19 protein-coding genes and 6 pseudogenes are annotated in these 26,326 nt (G+C 57.0%); 14 read left to right on the forward strand and 11 right to left on the reverse strand.

The features are described from left to right. Position 1 precedes the first annotated feature (1 nt). The 5 genes and pseudogenes from HDIA_RS24785 (at position 2) to HDIA_RS24800 (ending at position 4,655) form a co-directional block, all read left to right on the forward strand. Positions 2-1,045: an NAD(P)-dependent alcohol dehydrogenase gene (locus tag HDIA_RS24785; protein WP_162292711.1), complete on the forward strand. Its 1,044-nt coding sequence runs from the start codon at positions 2-4 to the stop codon at positions 1,043-1,045. Between the two features lie 597 nt (positions 1,046-1,642). After that, a pseudogene (locus tag HDIA_RS25925) lies at positions 1,643-1,753 on the forward strand (IS630 family transposase); the annotation flags it as partial. Positions 1,754-1,870: 117 nt separating this feature from the next. After that, positions 1,871-2,127: pseudogene (locus tag HDIA_RS24790) on the forward strand (ATP-binding protein); the annotation flags it as partial. Positions 2,128-2,205: 78 nt separating this feature from the next. Next, positions 2,206-2,607: pseudogene (locus HDIA_RS24795) on the forward strand (transposase); the annotation flags it as partial. 365 nt (positions 2,608-2,972) lie between these two features. Then, positions 2,973-4,655 carry a methyl-accepting chemotaxis protein gene (locus tag HDIA_RS24800; RefSeq protein ID WP_099559187.1) on the forward strand — a complete coding sequence of 561 codons (1,683 nt, stop codon included), beginning with the start codon at positions 2,973-2,975 and terminating at the stop codon, positions 4,653-4,655. Positions 4,656-4,857: 202 nt separating this feature from the next. Here the strand turns inward: HDIA_RS24800 and HDIA_RS24805 are convergent, their stop codons facing one another. After that, a complete protein-coding gene (locus tag HDIA_RS24805) occupies positions 4,858-6,069 on the reverse strand; it encodes an MFS transporter (protein WP_099559188.1) in 1,212 nt (403 codons plus the stop codon). Positions 6,070-6,639: 570 nt separating this feature from the next. Here HDIA_RS24805 and HDIA_RS24810 point away from each other — a divergent pair. The 9 genes and pseudogenes from HDIA_RS24810 (at position 6,640) to HDIA_RS24850 (ending at position 16,777) form a co-directional block, all read left to right on the forward strand. Then, positions 6,640-7,533: a LysR family transcriptional regulator gene (locus tag HDIA_RS24810; RefSeq protein ID WP_099559189.1), complete on the forward strand. Its 894-nt coding sequence runs from the start codon at positions 6,640-6,642 to the stop codon at positions 7,531-7,533. Positions 7,534-7,608: 75 nt separating this feature from the next. Then, positions 7,609-8,322, forward strand: coding sequence for a dihydrofolate reductase family protein (locus tag HDIA_RS24815; protein WP_245884339.1), 714 nt, complete (start codon positions 7,609-7,611; stop codon positions 8,320-8,322). Between the two features lie 11 nt (positions 8,323-8,333). Next, positions 8,334-8,588, forward strand: a pseudogene (locus tag HDIA_RS24820) (SDR family NAD(P)-dependent oxidoreductase); the annotation flags it as partial. Positions 8,589-8,813: 225 nt separating this feature from the next. Then, entirely contained in the window at positions 8,814-9,287 is a 474-nt protein-coding gene (locus HDIA_RS24825) for a cyclophilin-like fold protein (protein WP_099559192.1), read from the forward strand. Positions 9,288-9,310: 23 nt separating this feature from the next. Next, a complete protein-coding gene (locus tag HDIA_RS24830; RefSeq protein ID WP_099559193.1) occupies positions 9,311-10,054 on the forward strand; it encodes an SDR family oxidoreductase in 744 nt (247 codons plus the stop codon). Positions 10,055-10,700: 646 nt separating this feature from the next. Further along, positions 10,701-11,162: a (2Fe-2S)-binding protein gene (locus tag HDIA_RS24835; RefSeq protein ID WP_099559194.1), complete on the forward strand. Its 462-nt coding sequence runs from the start codon at positions 10,701-10,703 to the stop codon at positions 11,160-11,162. Then, positions 11,159-13,423 (forward strand): xanthine dehydrogenase family protein molybdopterin-binding subunit, encoded by a 2,265-nt coding sequence (locus tag HDIA_RS24840; RefSeq protein ID WP_099559195.1) that lies wholly within the window; start codon positions 11,159-11,161, stop codon positions 13,421-13,423. The genes HDIA_RS24835 and HDIA_RS24840 overlap by 4 nt, the downstream gene beginning before the upstream one ends. Positions 13,424-13,543: 120 nt before the next feature. Continuing rightward, complete coding sequence (locus tag HDIA_RS24845; protein ID WP_099559196.1) at positions 13,544-14,884, forward strand: c-type cytochrome; 1,341 nt, start codon at positions 13,544-13,546, stop codon at positions 14,882-14,884. A gap of 543 nt (positions 14,885-15,427) precedes the next feature. After that, the gene (locus HDIA_RS24850; protein ID WP_099559197.1) at positions 15,428-16,777 is read left to right on the forward strand and encodes an adenylate/guanylate cyclase domain-containing protein; all 1,350 of its coding nucleotides are present in this window, start codon (positions 15,428-15,430) and stop codon (positions 16,775-16,777) included. A 92-nt stretch (positions 16,778-16,869) separates the two neighbouring features. Here the strand turns inward: HDIA_RS24850 and HDIA_RS24855 are convergent. The 10 genes and pseudogenes from HDIA_RS24855 to HDIA_RS24905 form a co-directional block, all read right to left on the reverse strand. Then, positions 16,870-17,028: pseudogene (locus tag HDIA_RS24855) on the reverse strand (IS3 family transposase); the annotation flags it as partial. Continuing rightward, positions 17,027-17,836, reverse strand: a pseudogene (locus HDIA_RS24860) (MFS transporter); the annotation flags it as partial. The pseudogenes HDIA_RS24860 and HDIA_RS24855, both read right to left, overlap by 2 nt. 620 nt (positions 17,837-18,456) lie before the next feature. Next, a complete protein-coding gene (gene trbI / locus HDIA_RS24870) occupies positions 18,457-19,773 on the reverse strand; it encodes an IncP-type conjugal transfer protein TrbI (protein ID WP_099559198.1) in 1,317 nt (438 codons plus the stop codon). Then, a complete protein-coding gene (trbH, locus tag HDIA_RS24875; RefSeq protein ID WP_099559199.1) occupies positions 19,770-20,237 on the reverse strand; it encodes a conjugal transfer protein TrbH in 468 nt (155 codons plus the stop codon). The genes trbI and trbH overlap by 4 nt, the downstream gene beginning before the upstream one ends. Positions 20,238-20,240: 3 nt before the next feature. Continuing rightward, a complete protein-coding gene (gene trbG, locus HDIA_RS24880; protein ID WP_245884340.1) occupies positions 20,241-21,020 on the reverse strand; it encodes a P-type conjugative transfer protein TrbG in 780 nt (259 codons plus the stop codon). 65 nt (positions 21,021-21,085) lie between these two features. Continuing rightward, positions 21,086-21,748: a conjugal transfer protein TrbF gene (locus HDIA_RS24885; RefSeq protein WP_099559201.1), complete on the reverse strand. Its 663-nt coding sequence runs from the start codon at positions 21,746-21,748 to the stop codon at positions 21,086-21,088. A gap of 8 nt (positions 21,749-21,756) precedes the next feature. Beyond that, positions 21,757-22,920, reverse strand: a complete 1,164-nt coding sequence (gene trbL, locus HDIA_RS24890) for a P-type conjugative transfer protein TrbL (RefSeq protein WP_099559202.1) — start codon at positions 22,918-22,920, stop codon at positions 21,757-21,759. Then, positions 22,904-23,113: a TrbJ/VirB5 family protein gene (locus tag HDIA_RS24895; RefSeq protein ID WP_099559203.1), complete on the reverse strand. Its 210-nt coding sequence runs from the start codon at positions 23,111-23,113 to the stop codon at positions 22,904-22,906. Before HDIA_RS24895 ends, trbL begins: the two co-directional genes overlap by 17 nt. Then, entirely contained in the window at positions 23,110-23,910 is an 801-nt protein-coding gene (gene trbJ / locus HDIA_RS24900) for a P-type conjugative transfer protein TrbJ (RefSeq protein WP_099559204.1), read from the reverse strand. Before trbJ ends, HDIA_RS24895 begins: the two co-directional genes overlap by 4 nt. Beyond that, complete coding sequence (locus HDIA_RS24905; protein WP_099559205.1) at positions 23,882-26,326, reverse strand: conjugal transfer protein TrbE; 2,445 nt, start codon at positions 26,324-26,326, stop codon at positions 23,882-23,884. The genes trbJ and HDIA_RS24905 overlap by 29 nt, the downstream gene beginning before the upstream one ends.

The following is a 26,326-nucleotide window of genomic DNA, read 5'->3' on the forward strand; positions in this document are numbered from 1 at the left end:
AATGGCGAATTCACAAATGGCTCTGGTCCTGGAGCGAAAAGGCAAATTATCTCTGCGTGAAATAGAACTTTCCAATAAAATCGGGTCAAACGATGTCAAGATCGCAATAAAGGTTGTCGGTATCTGCGGCTCCGATGTGCATTACTATACACATGGAAAGATCGGACCATTCGAGGTCAACGCGCCAATGGTCTTGGGCCACGAAGCTGCGGGGGTCGTCGTCGAATGCGGCGCCGGTGTCGATCACCTCAAGATCGGTGATCGGGTTTGCATGGAACCAGGAATTCCGACCACTTTGTCCAAAGCCTCGCGCCTTGGTATCTACAACCTTGATCCGGACGTGGTTTTCTGGGCGACACCACCGGTTCACGGCGTTCTTACGCCATATGCGATTCATCCCGCCGCATTGTCCTTCAAGTTGCCGGACAATGTTACGGACGCTGAAGGTGCGATGATTGAGCCTTTCGCTGTGGGTATGCAGGCCGCTGCAAAGGCCAATATTCAACCCGGCGATATTGCTGTGGTGACGGGGGCAGGCCCAATCGGAACCATGGTCGCGCTCGCCGCACTCGCAGGCGGTTGTGCAACCGTAGTGCTTGCAGATTTTGCCAAGCCGAAGCTGGACATTGCTTCGCAGTATCAAGGCATAATCCCATGCGACCTGAATAAGAACAGTTTGCCCGAGATGATCTCTCAGCTTACAGGCGGATGGGGCGCCGATATCGTATTTGAGTGCTCTGGTGCCGCGGCGGCATGGAAGGATATCGATCGCATCTTGCGTCCAGCCGGAACAATCATCGCTGTCGGCCTTCCGATCTCTAGCGTTCCGGTCGACATTTCAACACTTTCGACAAAGGAAATTCAGATCAAGACCGTCTTTCGTTATGCGCACCAATATGAACGCGCGATTGCATTGATCGCGTCTGGAAAAGTGGACCTCAAACCCCTCATCACGGCAACATTTTCATTCAATGAGGCGATCACTGCCTTTGAGCGTGCGTCATTGGGTCTTCCAGATGACGTGAAGCTGCAAATAGCGCTCTGAATGGCCCGTTCCCGCAGAACTGGTGGGATGCACCACATGCGCGGCGGTTTGGCGGTCGGGCAAACGCAGTTCGAGGCTCAAGCAAGTTACCATTTCTAATTCGGAAGTGATCCGCAACATCAACATAATATCAACGGGGACGGCTGTGGTGACAACTCATGTGTCCATCATCCGCGTCGACATCAAATATCCTCCAATTCACCGGAAACCTATGAATAACAACAGATTCAACGATGGAGTCCCATATCCCTCATCTTGGGAAAATTCGTCCACACAGCCTAAACAGAACGCATGGGCCCGGTTTCACATTGTCGTCAAGGATGCGGTGCGGTTTGTGAGTCAGTTGTCATCGATGAACTGCAAGACGCTTTCAACCGCGTTGGATTCGGAGGATCGCGGCGACAAGCACGTCAGGGTGGTCTTGTCGGGTATGTCGAGCTTGTCGGTGAGAGGCCATCCGACCAGATTGAGCAGAACGGCGGCATGCACACCCGAGTCCGCTGCTTAGAGCGGTTTCCAGACGAACTGGATCGTTGGGGATCCTTGTCGGCGGTTTTGTGATTCAGACTTCCCGCTGGTTGCAGGAGGCCAGCATGGATGGCACGAACGCTTTCACGGGATCTTCGGGACGGGGTTGTTGCAGCGATTGATGGTGGCCTGAGTTGTCGTGCGGCGGCAGCCCGCTTAGGTGTCAGTGTGTCGAGCGCGATCCGCTGGCGACAACTTGCCCTGGAACATGGTCGGGCCGTGGTCAAGCCGCGCGGCGGTGACCGGCATTCGGGCAAGATCGAAGCGCAGGGCGGCTTCATTCGGGAGCTGATCGCCGAACAGGGAGCCATGATCCTCACCTCCAATCGCGGCTTTGCCGAATGGGGCGAGGTCTTTGGCGATCCCGTCGTCGCCAACGCGCTGCTCGACAGGCTGCTGCACCATGCCGTCGTCGTTCAGATCGAGGGACAAGCTACCGCCTCCGACAGCATGCCGAACTGATGCCCGAGCATGTCCGCGCCTAAGCCATCATCTCCCCGCCAACGCTCAATCCGCCGCCGCGCCCAAGAGGACGGCCGCCCAAAAATCCTTAAGTCTCCAGCACGACCGCATCGGCCAATCTGGGGAATTTTACTTCGGCACTTCTGGGGAAAATTCGTTCGGCATTGACAACCACCACGTTGGTCGCGGGCCTGCGGATGACCGGCATGGTCGCGCCGATGGTGCTTGATGGGCCGATCAACGGCGACTGGTTCGAAGCCTATGTGGCGCAAGTTCTGGTGCCCAAACTGCAACCTGGCAACGTGGTCATCATGGATAACCTTTCGAGCCACAAGCGGGCGGCAGTGAAGGAGAGGATCGAAGCGGCCGGCGCAACCTTGCGCTTCCCCCCGCCATACAGCCCAGACTTCAACCCGATCGAGAAGGCATTCTCCCGGCTCAAGCCCATGCTCCGCAAGGCGGGTGAGCGCACCGTCAGCGGGCTGTGGGACCTGATCGGCAGACTCATCGACATCTTCCAACCCGACGAATGCGCCAACTACTTCAGATCATGCGGCTATGACCCGGAATGAGAGGAAACCGCTCTAGGTGCTTTCCTCAAGCGGTCGTTATCGCAGGCCGCTTCATACCATTTTCCCTGCGGAATAAATGCATGCGAAATACTGAATCATCGCGACGCTGATTTGGCGAGAAAAAAATTGACGGGCCGAAGTTAAGAGGACGGACAGTTGATTGGGCACGCCCAATTTAACAAAAAATTAGATACGGCTTCGCATATTAATAATACAAAAAATATGAGTCCAGTGCGGATATAGCTAACGGATATACGATACTTTTGTGCATTTGCTTAGATGGAACTAGCAAAAAAGTATTGATCGCGAATGATCGTTCCAATTTGAGACTCTATCTTTCTGTCTACATCTGGTGGAGACTAAAGATGCGACTGACAATAAATTCCATGCTGATGTCCGCATTTGTATCCGTTATTTTGTTATCGAGCTTGCAGGGCGTGCATGGACTTCGCAGCCTCAGCAGTGCAAACGACAATTTGCACTCATTCAGCGAGGTTAACTTGTCGAGGTCAACGACGGTTGGAAAAATTCAGAGCGGTTTCGCCAATCTTCGTTTGGCTGAAGGAATTATGCTGGTCGCATTGAATCCTCTTGATCAGGAAAAGGCGTTGCCGGAAATAGAATCCGCAATTCTGGCAGTGAATACGCAACTCATTTCGCTTGGAAAGAATTACGATGCTTCAAGCACCGATGATTCTGCGTTTTCTCGTTTTCTTGTTTTATGGCGCGATTATGTAAACGACAATTTTAATTTTATAGATCTCTTAAAGTCCGGAAATTTCGGTATAGCGACAGATATGTACCTTGCCGAGATGGGTTCTAGTTTTGCGGAAGCAAGTGATAAACTTGAAACGTTGTCGCAGGTGGAGAAATCTTTTGCATCGGAAGCATCCGACAAAGCGGAGCTTGACTACTCGATTGCGAAATATAGCGTATCGGCCGCTTTGGTTTGCATCATCCTGTTTGGTATCGTCGCCATTGTTTTCGTTTGGCGTGGTGTTTCAGCCCCTCTTCTCGAAGTCACGCATGCTGTTCAATCCATTGCAAGGGGAGATCTCACTGCAACGATCCCTAATTTCCGGTGTCCATTCGAAATCGAGCAGATTTCGGGAGCACTCAAAATTCTTCGCGACAGCCTTGCCGAAGCCGCGGACATGAGGATACGCCAAGCCGATCGCGAAGCCAGCACGGCGACTGCGATGCTTGAGGAACGTGAGCGTATCGCGAACACTTTCCAGGAAAAGATGGGAAGTCTGGCTGAGCGATTTGTTGGTTCGGCACGAGACCTTGCTGGCGCGGCGCAGGGCCTGTCGGCGACTGCAGAACAAACCTCCGAGCAAGCCCACAATGTTTCCGGGGCTGCCAGGGGTGCGGCTCACAACGTGCAAAGTGTGGCTGCATCAACGGAAGAGCTGTCGGCATCGGTTCATGAAATCACGGCTCAGGTGACGCGATCCGTCAAGATTTCCGAAGAAGCTTCCGGAAAAGCGGCGATGTTCGAATCGAACATTCGGCTGCTCTCGACAGCAGCGTCCGAGATCGGCGAGGTCGTCAGTCTCATTTCCGAAATTGCCGAGCAAACAAACCTGCTGGCGCTCAATGCGACCATTGAAGCTGCGCGAGCGGGAGAGGCAGGGCGGGGATTTGCTGTCGTTGCGTCCGAGGTGAAGAGCCTGGCTGGACAGACGGCCAAGGCAACTGATGGCATTGCCAAAAAAGTTCAGGAAATCCAGGTAGCGACCGAATCAACCGTATGCTCAATTGAAGAGATTGTTCAAACCATCAAGCATATTCAGGAAAGCTCCGCTTCCATCGCTGGTGCGGTTGAGCAGCAAGGAGCCGCGACGAGTGAAATTGCATCGAATACACAGCGTGCCGCAGAAGCGGCCCAGAACGTCAGCGCCATTATTGGTGCTGTTGGAGACTCTGCCAACACCACCGGCATCGCAGCGGGCGATCTGTTGAACTTGTCGGGCCAGTTGGAAAGGCAATCGTTGGCACTTCAAGACGAAGTCGTGACGTTTGTCGCGAAGCTTCGCACCGGCTGACAAAGCGACCCACTAGAAGATTGCGAGCAGCTTTGTCTGGGGCATGCCGGGAAGCTGCCCATCGGCTGTTGGCCGCAATGCCGCCGGGCAAGAAAGCGCCCCATATCGGCCATGAGGTTACAGACGCCGCACGCACAGCGTCCAGACGTGGGTGAAGACAAAGATTTAGTTTATATTCATGACTCCGTATTGAACGGAAACGCTAATTCACGGCAGTATCCGCCGTTATAACAATTGCCGCAGCACGTGCCGCCAGAAGACCTGCTAACAACAGCAGCACGGAGCTGGCGACAAAGGTGGCCTGAAATCCGCTCAAATCGAACAGTACTCCACCGACAACAGCGCCAAGCGTTATTGCGAACTGTATTACCGCCACCATCAGTCCGCCGCCGGCTTCTGCGTCCTGCGGCAAAGATCGCGTCAGCCAGGTCCACCAGCCGACTGGCGCCGCCGTGCTAAACATTCCCCATATACCGAGTAAGGCAGCGGTGGTCAGTAGACTGTGGCCAAACACGATAAGGAATGCGGCGATCACGGCCATGACTACGGGGATGATGATCAACATCCGATAAAGCCCTTCCTTGATGAGGAGGACGCCAACCAAGCTGGTGCCGACGACACCGGCGAGACCGATCCCGAGCAGAACAAGTGACAGCGTCGAAACGTCAACCGCCGTCACCGTTTCGAGGAACGGGCGCACGTAGGTGAACAGAGCAAACTGTCCCATAAAAAAGTGGCCGACAGATGCCATGCCGAAGGCGACCAGTGGCCGTTTCAGCAGTTGGAACACATTGACTGTACCCGGCCTCCGTTCCGACTTCATCGACGGCAGACTTACAATCTGCCAGATAAAGACGATCACCGCGACCGGGACGACGCAAAAGAAGGCTCCGCGCCAGCCAATAATCGAGCCAAGGAAGGCTCCAAGTGGCGGAGCAATCACTGTGGCCAGAGCGTTGCCACCATTGAAGATCGCCAAGGCGCGTGGAACCTGCTGTGGCGGCACCAACCGCATAGCGGTTGCTGCCGACATCGACCAGAAGCCACCGATGACGCCCCCAATCAGCGCGCGTCCGACCATGAGAATTTCATAATTCGGGGCAATCGCCACGATCGTCCCCGAGAGGGCCATTACGACGGTCAATGCAAGCAGAAGAATTTTCCGGTCTAAATGTCCCGCAAGTGAGGAAATAAACAGGCTGGTCAATACCGCGAATGCGCCGGAAATGGCAATTGCTTGCCCAGCCTGTCCCTCTGTCACCTGAAGCTCCAAGGCAATGGGCGTCAGAAGGCTGACGGGCATAAACTCCGACGCAATGAGCGTAAAGACGCAAAGTGACATCGCGAAGACCCCGCCCCAATAGGCACGTGGTTCGTCGGTGTCGATCGTTGCTACAGAAATATGAGCTGCCATTCATTCTACTTTCAAAGTCGCAACGACACGCGGCCGTCACCGTGCTGACAGTGGTCGCTGTTCGCGAAGAAGCTTGGCGGACGTCAGGCTCGGCGGCTTCTCGGCTCGCTCAGCAACCAAAAAGGCCGTGTAAACCTTCTGACTGGATCGCCCTCTTCCGTTGATCTAGTCAGATGCACGCTCGTGAACTAGCGGGCAGAATTTGCATACGTTCATGAGGAGCTCTCATAAATTCGGTGCGGTGCGTTGCTGCCGAGCTGCATTTCTGGCGTGAAAACCCAACGACGACCGATGCCGGTCACCGCCAACTCGGGCATATATTCAATTCTCTGTCGGCCGCATTGCTGGAGGATGTTGGCCTGCGCTAGGCCTCACGTCATGGAAGACGCGGCGCCCGCAGTGGGCTCGGTGGTTTCGCATCAGGTGCCGGATGGTGCGGCGTGCGGTCGGTCAGCCCGGCAAAATCGTTGCGCTCGACCGATGCGCGCGCGAGCGCAGCAGGCCGCCGCCGCTTCAATCTGGTTTTCATTCTTGCTATAATCGCTTCTCGAATATGAGAAGGATTCATGAGTGGCGCGCCAGAATGTCAACGATCTGATCGCATTCCTAGCCGTGGCCAGGGAGCGTAGTTTCACTAAAGCCGCAGCCAGGCTTGGCGTCTCGCAATCGGCGCTCAGCCACACCGTTCGTCAGTTGGAAGCACGGCTCGATGTCCGGCTGCTGACACGCACCACACGCGCCGTTTCTATGACGGAAGCAGGTGAACGGCTTTTGGACCGGATCGGGCCGCATTTCGACCAGATCGAAATTGAAATGGACGCCCTGAACGAGTTGAAGGAAAAGCCAGCCGGCACGATCCGCATCGTGGCACCCGACTATGCGATCAGCCATGTTCTCTGGCCAAAGGTGAAAAGCTTCATCCTGAAGTACCCGGATATCAAGTTCGAGCTGTTGCTCGACAATGGATTGTCGGACATCGTCACAGAACGCTTCGATGCAGGGGTCCGCATGGGCGAACAACTCGCCAAGGACATGATTTCCGCACGGATCGGGCCAGATTTCCGCTATGCTGTTGTTGGTACCAAGTCCTATTTTGGGGATCGGCTTATCCCCGAAAAACCGCAGGACCTCACCCAGCACGATTGCATCAACTATCGTTTTCCCTCGTCCGGAGCACTCTATGTGTGGGAGTTCGAAGAGGACGGCCATGAGATCAAGGTGCGTGTGGATGGCCAGCTCGTCTTCAACAATATCTTCCATGTGCTCGATGCCGCGCTCGCCGGCCATGGCCTTGGCTATGTACCTGAGGAAATCGCTCTGCCACACATTGCGGAAGGAAGGCTCGAGCGCATTCTCGAAAAGTGGTCACCCTATTGGGATGGGTACTACCTCTACTATCCGAGTCGGCGGCAACCCTCACCCGCTTTCGTGGCCATGATCGAAGCTTTTCGCTACCGGGCATGACAACCAGGGCCAGTGTCAGCCAGTCTATTTTTCCGAGGTGTTGTTTTGGTCAAACGGCCCCACATCATCTGCCACATGGTCACTTCCATCGACGGCCGATTGCATCCCGGCCACTTCACCTCTGCGGCGGCGGGAGTTTCTGCTGAAGTTTTGGCCGGTCACTATGAAGACGTGGCGTCACGCTTGGCGGCTGACGGATGGATCGTCGGACGCAAGACCATGAGCGAGCTGGCCAGTGGGACGGAACGGTCCATTGCAACCCTTCCGATCGCCATGCGAGAACCACACATTGCCGATCGAAACGGCAGGCCGCTTGCCGTCGCGATCGACCCTTCTGGCCGCATCCATTACGGACACGACAACATCGGCGGGGATCACGCCGTTGCAGTGCTGGGTCATCAAGTGTCCGACACCTATCTCGCCGAACTGCGCGAGGATGGCGTCTCCTACATTTTTGCCGGGCCATCAGGTGATGACCTTCCGGGCGCGATGGCTCAACTGGCCTATTTTTTTGGCGTGCAAAAACTTCTCTTGGAAGGAGGCGGCACCATCAACGGCGTGTTTCTCCGGCATCGTCTGATCAACGAGTTCAGCACCCTGATCAGTCCCGCACTAGATGGCAGGGCCGGTGCGCCGAGCATCATCGACTACCGCGGCGCAATCGACGAGAGTCCCGGTGCAGGGCAGGCGCTTCGCCTGATGGGCTGCGAAATTCTAGAAGGAGGCACAGTCTGGCTGCGTCATTCCGTGGAGGACGCAGCCGGACACAACGACATGCCGGTTACCTGAAGGCTTCAGCGATGGCGCGCATTTTCATTACGGGCAGTACGGATGGGCTTGGATTTGCGGCCGCACAAACCTTGCTGCGGAAAGGCCATGAGGTCGTTCTACACGCCCGCTCCGTCGAGAGGACGTCTGCGCTGCGAAACCTCGCATCACATCCTCTTGGCGTGGTCGTCGGCGATCTCACCAGTGCCACACAGACCAGTTCGCTTGCAGCGCAGGTTAACGCCATAGGTCGCATGGATGCTGTAATTCATAATGCCGGCATCTATTCTACACAGGTCCAATGTCCCTCGCTTGGCACGAGCAACCAGACACTTTTTGGAATTCATGAGCATTCTTCATAACTGCATACGAGTAGATGCACATTATCCTGCGCGCCTTGGTCGCTTACTTTAGACCAGTCATCAGATGGCGTGAATGCGACGCGGAGTTAGATACTTATAGCGCGTTACCTCTGATGGCCGTCGAGCGTCTCGTCCCATGAAAGAGGAAAAATGATCCAGCTATTTCAGGGCATGGCAGCGCTTGCCATGGCGTTACCCATCCTCGCCGCTGGCGTTGCCGTTTCCTATTCTCAAAATGCCGATCCGCAGACTCAGCAGGTCGTCGGTGCTGTCGTTCGCTTCAGCGCAGGATCGACGAGCGTCGACGTGGTGATCGGCGAAGATAATCCAACTGTACGCGACTTTCTTTCTTTGCTGCCGCTCACCATGGAGTTGGACGAGTACGCGGGACATGAGAAGATCGGTTACTTTTCGCGCAAGTTGACGACGACCGGATCACCCGGCTCCGATCCCGAAGACGGGGATTTAATCTATTTTTCCACTTGGGGAAATATCGGATTTTACTACAACGCATCCGGAATTGATTACTCAAGCCAGACAATTCACATGGGAAAATACAACGCTACTATGGAACAGCTGGAGAAACTTACGCAGCAACTTGTCCAGGTCAAGCGCATCCAATAGTTCATGAACCGGAGAGAATTAAAATGATCGAGGACAAGGTCGTCATCATCACCGGAGCATCGTCGGGTATCGGCGAGGCTACGGCCAAGCTGCTGGCAAGCAAGGGTGCCAAGGTCGTGCTTGGCGCGCGCCGAAAAGACAAGCTTGAACAGATTGTCGGCGCGATAGAAAAGGAAGGTGGTCAGGCCACTTGCCTTGTGCTGGACGTAACACGGCAAAGCGAGAACGATGCCATTGTGAAGCTCGCCAAAGACACATTCGGCCGTGTCGACGTCATCTTCCTGAATGCGGGCCTAATGCCTAACTCGCCGCTTTCGGCGCTGAAAATAGACGACTGGCACCAGATGGTGGACGTGAATATCAAGGGTGTCCTAAATGGCATCGCGGCGGTGCTGCCGACATTCACGAAGCAGAAATCCGGTCACGTCATTGCGACCTCGTCAGTTGCGGGACTTAAGGCTTATCCGGGCGGTGCGGTGTATGGCGGAACCAAATGGTTCATTCGCGACTTTATGGAAGTCTTGCGTATGGAATCCGCGATGGAGGGAACGAATATTCGGACCGCCACAATTTATCCCGCCGCAATCAACACCGAACTACTGGCGACAATCAGCGACAAATCGAGCGCTGAGGCAATGCAGGGCATCTATGACAAATTCGGGATTTCGCCGGAGCGGATCGCGAATGTTGTCGCCTTCGCCATCGACCAGCCGGAAGACACGACAATCAACGAGTTCACGGTCGGTCCGGCCAATCAGCCTTGGTAGTCGTGCGAATGTCGGTCTGAGGATTGCCGCGGCGCAACCCTATCTCGCGCGCTCTCCCTGGCGCGCGAAACATGACAAACCGGCGGAATTTTGCATGGCAGACAGGGATGTAGCCGACGTTTGCCAGATGCCAGACGCTTCTTACTGGCCCGAGGTGGCACTTGCGGCAGGTGGAGGGTCCACAGGTTGATCTCAACTGGCGTCAGATTGGCCCATCATTCTGCAAACCGCCCCCGCATCACTTGGCAAGGCGACGTTGATGGTGGCGTCCACCCGCGTGCTGGCGCAGGCCGCAACGATCAACTGAGGCGACTGACAAAATCGGCGAACAAGTCAGCATGACGCGTCACTAGGCGGCGGCGCTTCAACTGAATATCGACCGTGCATAGAAGGAATTGACACGACAAACGCCGGCGTCTCTCCGAAAAAGCGCCGGCTTTTTCGGAGAGTTGAATATCATTACGGGGTGGCCTAGCGCTGTTCGAATGAGAAGATTTACTCATAACAGCAAGAAATTAAAGGCCATTATCGCGATTGCCATTAGATGCAAAAATCACCATTTCTCAACCTGAAGAAATAGATGGGACGGTAGCATTTTACTCGCGTCGAACCACTTCTCTGACGGCCCCGGAGGCGAAAAATAGCCGTGAAACTCAATCTTAACGACGAAATCCATGATGTTCAATCCGATCCGGACACGCCGTTGCTCTGGGTTATCCGTGACGAACTTGGTCTCACCGGTACAAAGTTTGGTTGCGGTCTCGCCCAGTGCGGCGCCTGTTCGGTTCTCGTCGATGGGCAGATTACGCGTTCCTGCGTCACGCCACTCGAAAGCGTTTCAGATAGCAAGATCATGACAATCGAAGCGATTGAGAACGATGACGTTGGCAAGCGTGTCGTCTCCGCTTGGGTCGCCTACCAGGTCCCGCAATGCGGATATTGTCAGTCCGGCCAGATCATGGCCGCAACCGCATTGCTGAAAGAGACCGCCAGGCCCACCGAAGAGGACATCGCGGCTGCAATGATCAATCTTTGTCGTTGCGGGACCTACAACGCCATCAAGGCTGCGGTGAACGACGTGGCAGGTCGCAAGGAGACATCCCTATGACTGAGATTCCCCGCGGACTTTCGATCGAAACCCATCTGCCCACCGGAGAGCCGGTCAACCTCTCCCGCCGCCGGTTTATGCTTGCATCGGCTGGCGTGACCGCCGGAGCCTTGGTGATCGGTTTTGGTGTCCCCGTGCGTTCCGCCCATGCTCAGGATGCTGCCACGGTTATTCCGGGCACTCGGGTGCCTGCTTTTCTTGAAATTCGCCCTGACAACACCGCGCGGCTGATGTCTCCGTTTGTTGAAGGCGGGCAGGGCATCTTCACGGCAATGGCGCAGATCGTCGGCGAAGAACTCGACCTCGACCCGTCCTCTTTCATGGTCGAAAACGCCCCGGCCGGGCACGACTATCAGATCATCCTCAATGGCATGCGCATCACTGGCGGCAGCATGTCGACGCGTCTCGGTTACGATACGATGCGTCTCATCGGTGCGTCCGCCCGTCTGATGATCCTGCAGGCATCGGCAACGCGCCTTGGCGTGCCGGTCAGTGAGTTGACGACCGAACCGGGCCAGGTGATCCACGCTTCATCGGGTCGGTCGATATCTTTTGGCGACGTGGCTGCAGATGCCCTCGACCTTCCGGTCCCAGCCGCGGATCAGGTAACGCTGAAGGATCGCAGCCAGTTCCGCTGGATCGGCAAGCCTCTCGCTCGGCTTGATGTCTATGACAAGTCCGTCGGAAAGGCGATCTATGCCATCGACTGCAAGGTCGATGGCATGCTTCATGCCGCCGTGCAGCACGCGCCGCGTCTGGGTATGTCCATCGGCGCCATCCGCAACGAAGCCGCTGTCACGGCGATGGCGGGCGTTCATTCAGTCCATCAGCTTCCGGGCGCGGTCGCGGTCGTTGCGGAGCGCTGGTGGAATGCCAAGCGAGCCGCCGAAGCGCTTCAGGTGGATTGGGAAGAGGCAAATGGGACGTCTGCGGTCGAGGGCGGACGCATCATGCCGGCCGATTTCTCGACTGCAGCATTTGCTGATCGTCTCGCCAGAGAACCCGGAGACGGCAAGGAAGCGGAAAGCGAAGGCGACGCTGCGGGTGTTCTCGCGTCTGCCAAGAACATCGTATCCTCGACCTACCATAGCCAGTACCTCAACCACGCCCAACTTGAGCCACCGTCCGCTCTCGCGCGGTTCAACGAGGACGGCAGCCTCGACGTCTGGATGCCGAACCAGGCGCCGGAGATGTTTCAGGCGGACATTGCAAAGATCAGCGGCCTTGAGACATCTCAGATCAATGTCCACAGTCCGCTGCTCGGCGGTTTCTTTGGCAGGCACTTTCTCTATGTTTCTGCCAACCCCTACCGCCAGGCCATCCAGCTTGCCAGGGAAACCGGGCGACCGATCAAGCTGATCTGGAGCCGCGAGGAGGAATTCCTGCGCGACCCGCTTCGGCCAATGGCTGCGGTGCGGTTCAAGGGTGCCCTTGATGACAGCGGGATGCCGCTTGCGCTGGAAGCCGTTAGTGTCTGTGAGGGTCCAACGGAAGGCATCAACGGTCACAATCCTGAAAAGATGGACGAATCGGCCATAGAGGGACTGACCGGAAAGGCCTATGCGGTCGCCAACAAGCGCATCGCGCAGCTCTATGTCGAAAACCCGACGATGCTTGCCTACTGGCGTTCGGTCGGCAACTCGATGAATGACTTCTTCTATGAGTGTTTTCTCGACGAGTTGGCCGACGCGGGCGGTAAGGACCCCTACGAACTGCGTCTTCAGCTTCTGAAGGACAACAGCCGTTTGACCAATCTGCTCAAGGCTGCTGCGGACATGTCGGGCGGGTGGAAGCGTGGACCGTTCACAGCAGAGGATGGTTCGCGGCGGGCGCGGGGTCTTGCTATGGCGTCTCCTTTCGGGAGCCATACGGCTGCGATTGCCGAAGTCTCAATCCGCGCCGGAAAAGTGGTCGTTCATGATGTCTGGGAAGTGATCGACCCCGGCAGCATCGTCAATCCGGCGATCATCGACGCGCAGATCAACTCGGCCACCGCTTTGGGCTTGTCTCAGGTGCTGCTCGAAGAGGTGGTCTACGAAAAGGGTCAACCGCTTGCGCGCAATTATGATCTCTATCCAATCCTGGCGCCCGATCAGATGCCACGCGTGCATACGCGGATTATTGAAAGCGGCGAAAAAATGGGAGGGATCGGCGAACCGGGACTTCCGGCGGTGCCGCCTGCGGTGGTCAACGCCGTGTCGACCTTGACCGGTCAGCGTGTCCGCAGCATGCCTCTTTCGCAATTTACGTTTGAGAGCTGACATTCTGCCACTGGTACCCGATCTGACGCGGATCGCACCACGTGCGCGGCCCACCGCATCGTTAACAATTCGTTGGCGGTTCGGTGGGCGCTGACGCTGCTTCTACAGGATGGATTGACTTTGAAGAGATTTTTCCTCGTTCTCCTCGTCTTTTGTATCGCCGCGGCAGGCGGCGTGACATGGTTCGTCAACCACACGTCCTCATCGCCCTTCGATAGCGCAGCAAGACCGGTGAATACGACGGTCGAATTGGTGACCCGTGGCGAGGCGGTCGCGCGCGAGGCCGACTGCGTCGCCTGTCACAGTACGCCGGACAGCAAGCCATTCGTCGGCGGACTGGAGATGGGCACACCGCTCGGGTCGATCTTTGCGACGAATATCACGCCTGACAAGGAAACCGGCATCGGCAATTATTCGCTCGCCGACTTCGATCGGGCAGTTCGCCATGGCGTCACGCCTGATGGTCGGCGGCTTTATCCTGCGATGCCCTATCCGTCCTATGTCAAGATGACCGACGATGACATCGAGGCACTCTATGCCTTTTTCATGAACAGTGTGCAGCCAGTCAATCAGAAGAACAGATCGACCAGCATTGAATGGCCGCTTAATATGCGCTGGCCGTTGGCACTCTGGAACGCCGTCTTCGTCGATGCAGGCGTCTATAGCCCGAAGCCTCAACAGGACGAGCGGTGGAACCGGGGCGCCTACCTGGTTCAAGCGGCCGGGCACTGTGGCGCTTGCCATACGCCGCGTGGCATCGCCATGAACGAGAAAGCCTTGGACGATACAAGCCCTGTCTTCCTGTCGGGCGCTCTGCTGGATGGCTGGTATGCCCCGAGCCTTCGCCAGGATCACAACACCGGCCTGGGTCGCTGGAGCGAAGAAGACATCTATTCCTTCCTCAGGAATGGACGGAACCAGCATGCCATCGTCTTCGGCTCGATGACGGAAGCCTACAACAACTCGCTTCAGTTCATGACCGACGAGGACCTGCGCGCCATCAGCCACTATCTTAAATCCCTGCCGGGTGATGCATTGCGCGACGGCGAGCACTGGGCCTATGTTGCGACATCGGAGCCTGCCTCCAGCGGGAGCAGTCCAGAAGGCGCTCAGACCTATGACGCCCGCTGCGCCTTCTGTCACGGTGCGGACGGGCGCGGCCAGAACCAATGGATATCGCCGCTGGCCGGTGCTGCCTCCTCGTTGATCGAGCAGACGGATTCGCAGATCAACGTCGTACTCAACGGATCGGGCCGCGTTGTCACAAACGGCATTCCGGATGCGTATCGAATGCCACCGCTCCGCGAGCAACTCACCGATCAACAGATTGCCGACGTCCTGACCTATGTGCGGTCCGCGTGGGGCAATCACGGTGGTCCGGTCAAGCCGGATGACGTCAAAACGCTGCGCGAGCATACCGATCCTGCCAGCAGCGCGCCCATCGTCCTGCAGATGCGATAGATCGCTATTTGGCATCGATCAAACAGGACGGCTTAATCGCGCAGAAGGCTAGCAACGCCTCCAATGCCCATCGGTCGGATCTCGGACCAGCGCCTGACGCCAGATCTTGCTCTGGTTCGAGCCCGGAGCGGCTCTTTTCCGAGATCGACTCCAGGCGGTGGTAGAGTGGTGAGTAAAATTTAAGGTGATCGCGTTAAAATTGACCTTCGTAGAGTGAACTGGATTGGCTTGCTTACGCTCGGCACAGGTTTTATTTCTCGTTATGGCGAGGCGGAAATGGTTTGGCGCGACCCTGGCTGGAAAATTGTTGGCACATCATACTCTCTGTCCGGAGCGACGGTTCGGTTGTCCGCCTGCGCAAATCTCGTCGACTTCTAATACGATTATTTGCTGGACGCCGACACAAATATATTTCTGAAATGCGTCAATAATATTCGCTAGGGAATATTTTAGTTTGTAATAATAGTAATTCGCCATCAAATGACGCTTATTAAAATATTTCAGCCCTGATTGGTTTTTCCAATTAAATAAAACTACTCATCAATGTTAATTTCGCGCGCGATGACGGATATGAAAATTCCTAGTTCCAAAAAATATAAAATTTCTCAAGTTGCTGAAAATGCACTAGCGGAAGCTCAACGGCATGGATTCAGGCTGGCTATTATAGGCAGAACAATTGCTATCGTAACTCTGTCTTTCAATTTTCTTGCAGGTTATCATTTTCCTGTAAACATTGCGATATGGCTGTTCACACTTACCATTGCCATTTCCGGACTACTCTGGCTGAAGACAGCCGATACGCGGCTTGAGAGACTGTCCCGCTTTGCCTCTTTTTTTATAGATGCCATCATCATTTCCATCATAATTACGTTCGCACCTTTGAGTAGTGGAGACGATATTCCGCAGAATCTTGTATTTTTTACAGCCAGAGATCAATATTACTTTATAGTTATTTCTGCATCTATTTTGACATTGTCACCATCACTTGTCCTGTTCACCGGCGGGTGTTGCGCGCTAGGGCTGGCTCTGTCCACGGCTTGGATCAAGGCAGGAATGCCCATAACTCTTACATTTGCGGACTTGCCGTTGGCGCCGTCGCGAGAAATTTTTTATAGCATCGTTCTAAATCCGAATTTTTTCGGTATGGAGTCTCGTATTGAGCAGGTTCTGATCATCGTTGCGGTCACTATTATCGCGGCGATCGCAATCTATGGCGTCCGATCTATTGTACTCGCCAGAGTGTCAGCCGAAGAAACGCGTGGTCAGATGCAGCATTTGTTTGGCAAATATGTCCCTGCAACAGTCATCGCGGACCTTCAGAGCGATGGACAACTGGCCCCCCAATTGCGAGATGCCACGTTGTTGTTTGCAGATATCGAAGGCTTCACAGCGCTTTCCGAAAAATTGCCACCCGCTGACGTCGTCAAGCTCCTGAACGAGATATTTGCGATGGTCAGCCAAGCGATAACTATGCGCGGGGGCCTTATAGTAAATTATTTCGGCGATGCCGTGATGGCTTCATTCAATGCGCCGCTTCCGCTTGATAAGCACGCTCTCAATGCAGTCATGGCGGCGAGAGATATCACCGAGGCCTTAAATAACTCCGAGTTTCTTCACCATCGACTGCGGATGCGCATAGGCATTGCAAGCGGTCCAGTCGCAGCAGGAACGGTTGGGAGTGAGGAGCGTCTGTCATTCACGCTTTATGGCGATACCGTTAATGTTGCTCAACGATTAGAGGCGCTCAATAAAGAATTTGGGACGAATTGCCTGATATCAGAGGCAACTTATTCGATGGTTTGTGGCCGTATTGACTCCTTACGCCCACTAGGAATGCATTCTCTTCGCAACAGATTACATGGAGTCAACGTATATTCTCTTGAATTAAATTGAGAGTAATGATGATAAATTATCAGAATACAGATTTCTATGGCCGCATTCAATGCGACGTGGACTGCACCCGGACTGACAGACAATTCCCAGCCTCACGTCACGGCGCTTTCGAACGCCTCAGGACTGACACCGCCGAGATGGCTGTGGCGGCGGGTTCGATTGTAGAACGCCTCGATATAGTCGAAGATATCGGCTCGGGCGAGGTCTTGCGTTTTGTAGATGCGTTTTCGGATGCGCTCTGACAAGCACGATCACGACGGCTAAAACCGATATGGCATTGATTGCAAAGACGGCTGACGGGCCGACCATCGCCACAATAATTCCGCCAAGTGCCGGGCCGATCGCGCGCGAAATGTTGACGCCGAGGCTGTTGAGCGCCACCGCGTCTGGCAGCGTCGGCCTGTCCACCAGCTCAGGGACAATGGCCTGAAACACTGGTGCGCTGAGTACTGCCGCGAAACCGAGAACGAAGGTCGCAGCTAGCAACACCCTCGGGGTGGTCAGTCCCCGAAACGTGAGAAAGGCCAGAACCGCTGCGGCGGTAAGGCCGAGCATCTGCGCAGTGAAGGGCATTCTGCGCCGGTCCACAATATCGGCCATCGCCCCGGCCGGCAGGGCCAGCAAAAACATCGGGAGCATCGTGGCTGCCTGCACCAGTGCAACCAGCAGAGGGCTGGACGACAGCGAAGTCATCAGCCAGCCCGCGCCGACATCATGCATCCAGATGCCAATGTTCGAGATGATCGTGGCAATCCACAGCGCGCAGTAGATCGGGAAGCTCAGTGGGCCTTTTGCGGGATGTGACATGTCGACGGCGGTCATGACGACACCATTCGGAGCCTGAACCCGGCCGATGTGGAGGCGGCGCCTATTCCGCGCATAGTGTTGGGAACGAAGATATAACTGGTGATGATCAGCGCCTCCAAGACCCTCGAGATGGTCAGTTCGCCTTTGCCATTCACCCCTTCGACAACGGACACCAGGATGGTCTTCGCAGCCCTGATTCTCGTAGGAAATCTGAACGGCAGGTGCCCCGGTCATTTCAATCTCCATGAACATATCTCTAATGGAGCGGCATGCGATCGGGTCGGCCCGGAACGCCGCAAAATTGCTTTTAAATCGTCGAATTCAGGTCAATTGTCTCGCTGCGGGTTACGCGTTCGGCGACTTGCGGGCTATGTCGGTGGCCATATGCGGAGCTGGCCGTCCGCGTTCGCAAACTTGATAGGGCTGGTGATCAATCAGACCGGCCACCGAGTCTTGGGGCAAGGACGCGGATCAAAGCCATCATAGAAGGTCACGGAAACATCCGATATTGACGATGATGCTCGGTTGATTGGCAGGCACGCATCGCCTCTGATGGCGCTTCAAACAACACTGACATTATCATTTATGGTGCGGTAGCACCCGTTTATGCGAAGCTGTGTCTCACTATGAGGAAAGGCAAGTTCCGGATAGGCGACCTTGGGAGCATTCGAGGGATGCAGCCGATGTTGGCGTGTCCGCCGTCAGCACCAATGTCACAGATTTGAGGTTGTGAACTAAGGAGGATTTGGGTCGCGTCGTAGTGACGAGGGAACGAATATGAGACCCAAATCCGCAAACATCAAAAAGCTTGCCGAGCGGGTCAGCAAATCAGATATCCGCAACACGATCTTTTTGCGGCCCTTTATCTTTGATCATCCCCGATATGCTCTCGGAAAAATCACATCCTGATCGACGAGGATGTTGAAGCGATAGCCTGGCCGGATTTCGAGCGTCGGCTGGACGTTCACGTTCATGGATACTGTCTGCTGCGAGACTTTTCCGAAGGTCTCGGCGAAGGATCGCCTTGCAGCATCGGCCGCGCTATCCGTCTTGCCCTGGCTCGAATTGTCATCCGGAAGCAGCATGTCGGTGCCAGCCCCGATTAGTGCCACGAGGACAGCCGAGCCGAAGGTCTTAAGATAGTGATTGTCGACCTGATCGCTGAAGCCGCCGTATCCTGCCGCATCCGTGCCGGCCATGCCGCCGATCTGGAGGGTGGATCCGTTCGGAAAGATGATGTCGGTCCAGACGACGAGAACGCGGCTTTGTCCGAATGTGACATTGGAGTCGTAGCGGCCGAAGAGTTTTGCTCCTTGCGGAATGAGGAGATGTCTGCCGGTCGCGCTGTCATATACGTTTTGCGACACTTGTGCGGTGATCCGGCCGGGTAGATCGGAATTGATGCCAGTGATCAGCGTTGCCGGGATCACCGAGCCTCGCTTCAGTTCGAAAGGCGACATTTGCGGAACGACGGTGTTCGGCAAATAGCCGAGATCGGCAATGTCCTGATTGAAGAATTGGCTCTTGGCGCCCTGCCCGTTGGGATCAGCATTTTGGCCACTGGCGGCAGCTTGCATCGCGGTCGAATAGAGGTCGAGAGCCGTCGCCGGCTGACCTTGGGTCGTGGCCTGACTTGGGTTCCGCTGGCTTGACGCGCCGGTCGGGCTGGCGTCATTCAACCCCTTCAAATTGACGGCTATTGGTGAATTCGCTGCAGCTTCCCGGGCCTGGATGCTGGCCATTTGCTGGCGATGATATTCGCGCAGCATTTGCTCATCCTGCTCGCGTTTTAGTCTAGCCCGCCAAACGGCATCCGGTTCGAGTTCTGGAGCTGATGTCGTTCCGATGGGCGCGGGATTGTTATCAGAGGGCGTGAACGGGTTTCGGGCTGGCTCTTTCTTTTCGGCCGGCGGTTCCGGCTGGAGGCGCATCGGCTGCGGCTCGCCGATGATCCCGTCCGGGACGCCCTGCTTCAGCCGTTCCGCGTCACTCAAGGCCGGCCGCGATGACGCGGGCTCGATCTCTTCGTCGCCGCCGAAACGAAGGCCCCTTGACGACAGCCCGTAGATGATGACCGCCAAGAAGACGATAACAAGGGTGAATGCGACGATGATCGGGACGCGGTTCACCCGCCTTATGGCCGGTCCGCTGCTGTTGTCAGCGCCACCAAGCTTCAACGACTGTGTCATGACGGCGCTGCCGATCTGCGCTGCATGACCGACAAAGGGCTTGCCGGCGTGGCACCGGTGCCATTTAAGGTGTAGACGCGCGTGAGCTCGATCCTTGAGGCCGAGAGCCTGACAAGAACGCCGCCCTCGAAGGGATCGATTGTGTAGGCGAGCGGTTCGACAGCAGCGCCCTCAGTTGCCTGATCGGTGACGACGGCATAGCCCCTGCCGCGTAACGATGCCTCAAGCGTCGGACCGAAGACAGTGTCATTTTCGCGAAGGGCGATGGTCGTATTGCCCGGCCCGATCTGCTCGGCGAGTTTTCCACCCATATCCTGGGCAATTGCGCTGGCCGCTTCTGGCGTGAGTTCTGCGGTGACCTCGCTCTTGATCAGCCCTGGGCGACCCGTCGTCTGACAGGCGGCGAGTAGAACGAGACAAAGGATGGCAGTGGGCAACCTGAAGGAGGCGATAAATTGCGGCATCCCCTACCCTCCCCGCCGGATCGAGATTTTCTCCTGGGCTCGGCCGACGCCGGAAACGAGGATCGCGCGGTCGATGTTGTAGTCGACGACCATCATGGTGCCTTTCATGCGGTAGTTGACGATGCGGTTTTCACCGCCGGAAACGACGAAGAGAACCGGCGCATCCTGGCCGGAGAGCAATGAGGGAAACTGGATGTAGGTTTTCATCCCGTCGCTATAGATGCGCGTCGGCCGCCAGCGCGCCGAGCCGCTCATGGAAAAGGAAAAATTCAGCTGATCGGCCGGCACACCTGCGCCCGGAACAACGCTCGCCTCAATTCGCGCATTGATCGCGGCGAAGCGGGCGCTAACGTCTTCGGGATAATCGAAGCCGACACGGGCCATGTATTGTGTCGGGTGCGACTTCAGCTGGATGTGATAAGTCCGTCGCGACGTCGTCACCACCATGGACGTCACAAGTCCCGGTTCCGATGGCTTTACGATCAGATGGATGGCCTGTCCGTTCGGTGCGCCGGAGGTCGCCGGCTCCACCTTCCAGCGCACGGTGTCGCCGAGTAGGACGTCGCGAACAACCTCGCCGGCCTCAAGCTCGATGTCGCAGACCTGGAGCGGCGAGCAGACGACAGATGGTTGGACCTCGCCGAAGAGAAAAATCACCTTGCCATCTAGGCCGCGCGCGACGAGGCCTCGGCTGTGTTGCCACTGACCAGACAGCTGAGTGCCGCGGGTTTCATTGCCGCTCAATTGCTGCGCGGAAACTGGCAGGCTTGCGGCCGCGAGCATGAGGCCGGCGCAAAACACCGTGCTGCAGCGTTTCGTTTGTGTCATTGCAAAGTCCTTGGCTGCGCTCAGAGCTGCGCCGTCCAGTCGAAGTCTTTCAGATAAAGACCGATGGGATTGAGACGGATGACCGCCTCGTCCTGCGGCGGAGTGAGCGTCACGGTCGCAACGCCGCGAAACCGCCTTGTGGCAAGTTCCTTGCCTTGCCGGTCGCGTTCATATTCCGTCCAGTCGATCTGGTAGCTCTGGTTTGAAAGCGGAACGATATTCGTCACCTCAATCGCAACAGTCTTCGTTTTGGCGCGCTCGAAAGGCGAATTGTTGTGGAACCAGGCATTGACCTTTTCGGTCGCGGCATCGGCAGATCGCAGCAGTGCATATGTATGATCGATATATTGTTTCTGGACGACCGTGTCGGGCGTGACGGACCGGAAGTTCGAGATGAAGCTTCCAAGCGTTGCCCGCACCACGCGCGGATCGGCATAGTCGATCTGCTGCGGAAAGCCGACGTTCGCCGCCGTGCCGAGCTCATCGACCTCGACGATATAGGGAACGAGCTTGACCTCGGTGCTTTGATAGAGCGCGTAGGTGAAGCCAATGACTGCCATCAGCATGCCGGTGACACCAACGATGCGCCAGGCCGCTGCGGCCCTCACATAAGAGCCGTAGCGCTCGTTCCATTCCTGCCGTGCGGCAAGATACGGATTCTCTGGGATTGAAGCCTTGGCCATATCTTTCCTCAGGCCTTGTCATCGCTGGAAGGCTTTGTCGCTTGCCTGCCCTGGTTCTGATCAAGCTTGGCGTTGGCGAGACCAAGGGTCGAGGCGCCCCATGTGCCGGGTACGCCGATCGCTTTGTCTCGGGCTGCCGAGGCGACCGCGCCGCCTGCGGCGCCCACGCTGCTCGTCATACCCTTGAGGGCAGCCGTTCCAAATGACTGGCCTCCCGCTCGGGCGTTGGAATAGGCGGAAGCCCCTGCCCTGATTCCCCCTGCCGCCAGCGCCGCGCCGCCGGCGGCGAAGCTTGCGGCTTGGGCGCCATGCCGGATCGCCTCCATGCCGCCGGTGACGGAGACGCCCTGGACCATGCCCTGGATGATGTTCGGCACATACATCGCGATGACGAAGACAACGACGGAAATGCCGGCGATCGCGAGCGTTGCCAGAAACTCGTCGCCATTTGACGGGGAATTGGCGAGGCCGATCAAAACCTCGGACCCGATTCTTGCGATCATCACCAAAGCCATCAGCTTCATGCCGACCGAGAAGGCGTAGACGAGATAGCGGACGGCAAAGTCCTTGGTAAAGCTCGAGCCACCAAGCCCGAGCATGATCATGCCGGCAAGGAGACCCACATACATTTCCGCCATGACGGCAATAAAGATTGCCGCAACAAGGCTGAAACAGATCACCACCACAACCATGGCAAAGACTGCGGCAATTGCGAGCGCATTATCCTCGAACAGGCCGAACTGAGCCTTGGCCGACATCTCGCTTGCGACCCGAAGACCGGCATTGAAGACATTGGCGGGCGAGGCCGAACCACCGCCGGCGCCAATTTGAAAAAGGCTGTCGACGACGGCCTTGGCGAAGTCGGGTCCCTTTTCGAGGATAAAGACGAAGAGGCCGATGAACATGATGCGGCGCACCAGTTCGGCGAACCAGGTGTCGAGCGCGGCCGCCGAGATCGCAAGCCAGACGGCGGCAATTCCGACCTCGATGCCCGCGAGGATCCAGAAGAGCGAGCGCGCTGCATTGACGATCGTCGATTGCCAACCGTTTGCAGCATTGGCGATCTCGTTTTGCAGCTGCGTAAGCAGTGCGCCTTCCTGGGCAAAGGCGGGCAAAGTAGTCAGAACGAGGATCGTCAGGCCGAGGGAGGCTCGCCTAGTTGCTCTTTGCACCGTCGGCCTCCCCGATGTTGGTGCCCCAGCGCGGGCGCATCTCCTGTCCTCCGGTTGTGTCGAACGTCCGCGGCGTTGAGGCGGCCTGACCACGGAACACCGTGGTGTCGGACAATCCAAAACTGGTCCAGACGACGAAACCGATCGCGACGACCACGAGGGCGACTGAAGCAATGACAACAATCCGGCTCACCAGCGCGGCTCCATCATCTGGCCGCCGGAGGTGGACGGCGGCGTTGCGTTGAAGAACTTTTCTCGGCGGCTCTGGGCCAAATCCTTGGCCGCCTGTTCCGACTGATACCAGGCACCCATCATCGTTATTTGCTGGGAGACGAGCCCGCGCAGCTTTTGGGTCTGGGCCACCTGTTGCGCGGCGATCTCATGACCGACCTGCAGCGCCTGCATCTGGCCGACGGCGCTTTCCGACATCGACCGGAGCTGACCCATGGTTGCCTCTTCCGAAGAGAACTGATCGGCGGTGAGCCCGGCCGCCTTGATCGTTGCCGCGATCGTGTCACGATTGGTGTCGGACCAGGTTTCGTAGCTCGAGGAGAAGCTGTCGCCATTGGCGAGCCCAGACTTGAACGCGGCAAAACTCTGGAACCGTTGACGCAAGACGTCGTCAGCGTTGCCCATGGAGAAAGCGATCGACTGGCCCTGATTGACGAGAGTTCGCAGCTGATTGAGGTCGTCTTCGACCTGTCCCCAGATCTGGCTCGGCAGCGTCAGGGTGTTTTGGAGCATGTTCTCGTAAATCTTGAGCTGGTTTTGAATTTGCTCTGCAAGCTGGGTTATCTGCGTCACTTGGTTGTTGATCTGCTCAGCTGATTGCCCGACGAGGCTCACGAGTTCGGAATTGTTGAGCAGCTGCGTCCATTCGGTCGCCGCGCCCGTTACAGTGCCGGCATCGGCCGGAGCTAGGGGAAGCGATGCCATTGCCATCAGCGCGGCGATCGCGGCTCTAGTCGGCCGCGAGAATGCGTTCCGCATTGTCCACTCCCCTTGTTCGCAGCCAATGCACCGGCCAATCCGCGCCATGCGCCGTGCCGAGTTCCTCGATGCGTTTGAGATCGTCCTTTCCGGAGGCACCGACGAAGGCGAGCGCGATGGGGCCAAGGGCCATGTCGAAGAGCCGCCGGCCTTCTGGGGAAGCAACGTAATATTCCCGCTTGGGTGTGGCGGTTGCGACGATCTCGATCTGCCGCTCGTTGAACCCGATGCGCTCATAGAATTCGCGTGTACCGGCTTCGCGGGCCGCGCCATTCGGTAGGCAGATTTTGGTCGGGCAGCTTTCCTTCAGAACGTCGATGATGCCGGACTGCTCCGCATCCGAGATCGACTGGGTGGCGAGGACGACGGCGCAGTTGGCCTTGCGCAACACCTTCAGCCAATCGCGGATTTTGTCGCGGAAGGTCGGATGACCGAGCATCAACCAGGCCTCATCGAGAATGATGAGGCTGGGCGCGCCGGTGAGGCGCTTTTCGATCCGGCGGAAAAGGTAGAGCAGAACTGGCACCAGATTGCGCTCGCCCATATTCATCAGCTCTTCGATCTCGAAGGTCTGGAATGTGCCGAGGGTCAAACCGTCTTCTTCCGCATCGAGCAATTGGGCCATGGGGCCATCGAGCGTGTAATGCCGAAGCGCCGTCTTGATCTCGCGCATCTGAACGCCGCTGACGAAGTCGGAGAGTGACTTGCCCGGTGCCGTGGCCATCAGGCCGGCCTGACGGGAGATCGCATTGCGATGATCCGGCGCGATCGTCACACCCTGCATGGCGATCAGGGTCTCGATCCATTCGCTCGCCCAGGCACGATCTCCGTCGGTGGAGAGCTCGGAAAGAGGGCAGAAGGCGAGTGCGCCCTCCCCTGCTCCGACGTCGTAATGATCGCCGCCGGCAGCCAGAGTGAGCGGATAAAGTGACTTGCCCTTGTCGAAGGCGAAAATCTGCGCATGCTCATAACGGCGGAATTGCGCGGCGATCAGCGCCAGCAAAGTCGACTTTCCCGAGCCCGTCGGGCCGAAGATCAGGGTATGGCCGACGTCATCGACATGAAGGTTCAGTCGAAAGGGCGAGGAGCCACTTGCGACCTGCATCAGCGGCGGCGCATTGGGTGGATAGAAGGGACACGGCGCGACCGCACTGCCGGCCCAGACCGAATTGACCGGGATGAGGTCGGCAAGATTGCGGGTGTTGATCAACGGCTCGCGGATATTAGCGTATGTGACGCCCGGCAGACTGCCAAGATAGGCCTCGGTCGCATTGAGCGTTTCGATCCGCGCGACAAACCCTTCGGCCTGGATCAACCGGCGAACGGCCTCGGCGTGATCCTGAAGCCGGGCCTCGTTGGTATCGAACATCACGATGACCGCTGTATAGTAGCCATAGGCGACAAGCTGCGACGACGCCTCGGCAATCGCATCTTCTGTCTCGGCCACCATGGTCATCGCATCTTGGTCGACGGAGCGGCTTTGGGTCTGGAAGAGCTGGTCGAAAAAGGGCCGAACCTTCTGCTGCCATTTTTTGCGCGTGCGTTCGAGCCTTTGGCGGGCTTCCTGTTCATCGAGAAAGATGAAGCGGCTCGACCAGCGATAGGTCAGCGGCATCAGATCGAGCGAATTGAGGATGCCCGGCCAGCTCTCCGCCGGAAAGCCATCGATGGCGACGACGGCGAGATAATTGCCGTCGACCATGGGCGAGAGCCCATGATGAAACTCGGCGGTCACCAGCCAGTCGAGATACATCGGGATGGCCGGCAAGCGGACCGGATGGTTCTCGCCGACAAGGCAGAAGCGGATGAACTGAAAGAGCTCATCATAGCGCGCCTCAATACCGGTCTCAGGATCGAGGACCGTGCGCGTCACCATGCGCCGAATGACGAGCACGTTGGCGAGATACTGTTCGACCTCGCGGATCGACGTCTGAAAGCTCTTGAGAACGCCGTCGGCATAGGTCTCGGACCGGCTGCCTTCGTCCGAATAGACGTATCGCACCAATGCCGACTGGCGCGGTTCCGGCGGGCGATAGGTGAGAATGAGCGCGTGCTGGCTCTCATAGTGGCCCCGCTCCGCTTCGAAATGCGCCCGGCGCTCTTCGTCGATCGCCCGCGTGACGCAATCGGGGAAATGGCAGGTTTCGCGCGCAGGATAGGCCGTCGTCGGCACGCGAACGGCCTCGACCTGGATCATCCAGCCGCTGCCAAGCCGGCTAAGGACTGCATTCAGCTGCCGCGAAACCTCGTTGCGCTCGCTGTTTGTGGAGCTTTCGGAATCCGGACCGGCAAAATACCAGCCGGCCATCAGCGAGCCGTCCTTCAGAAGAATGATCCCGTCTTCGACAAGGCCGGCATAGGGCAACAAATCGGAAAACGAAGGATTGCGGTTTCGAAACTGCTTCAGCGCGATCAT

The organism is Hartmannibacter diazotrophicus, from assembly GCF_900231165.1.
GTDB classification, from domain to species: Bacteria; Pseudomonadota; Alphaproteobacteria; order Rhizobiales; family Pleomorphomonadaceae; genus Hartmannibacter; species Hartmannibacter diazotrophicus.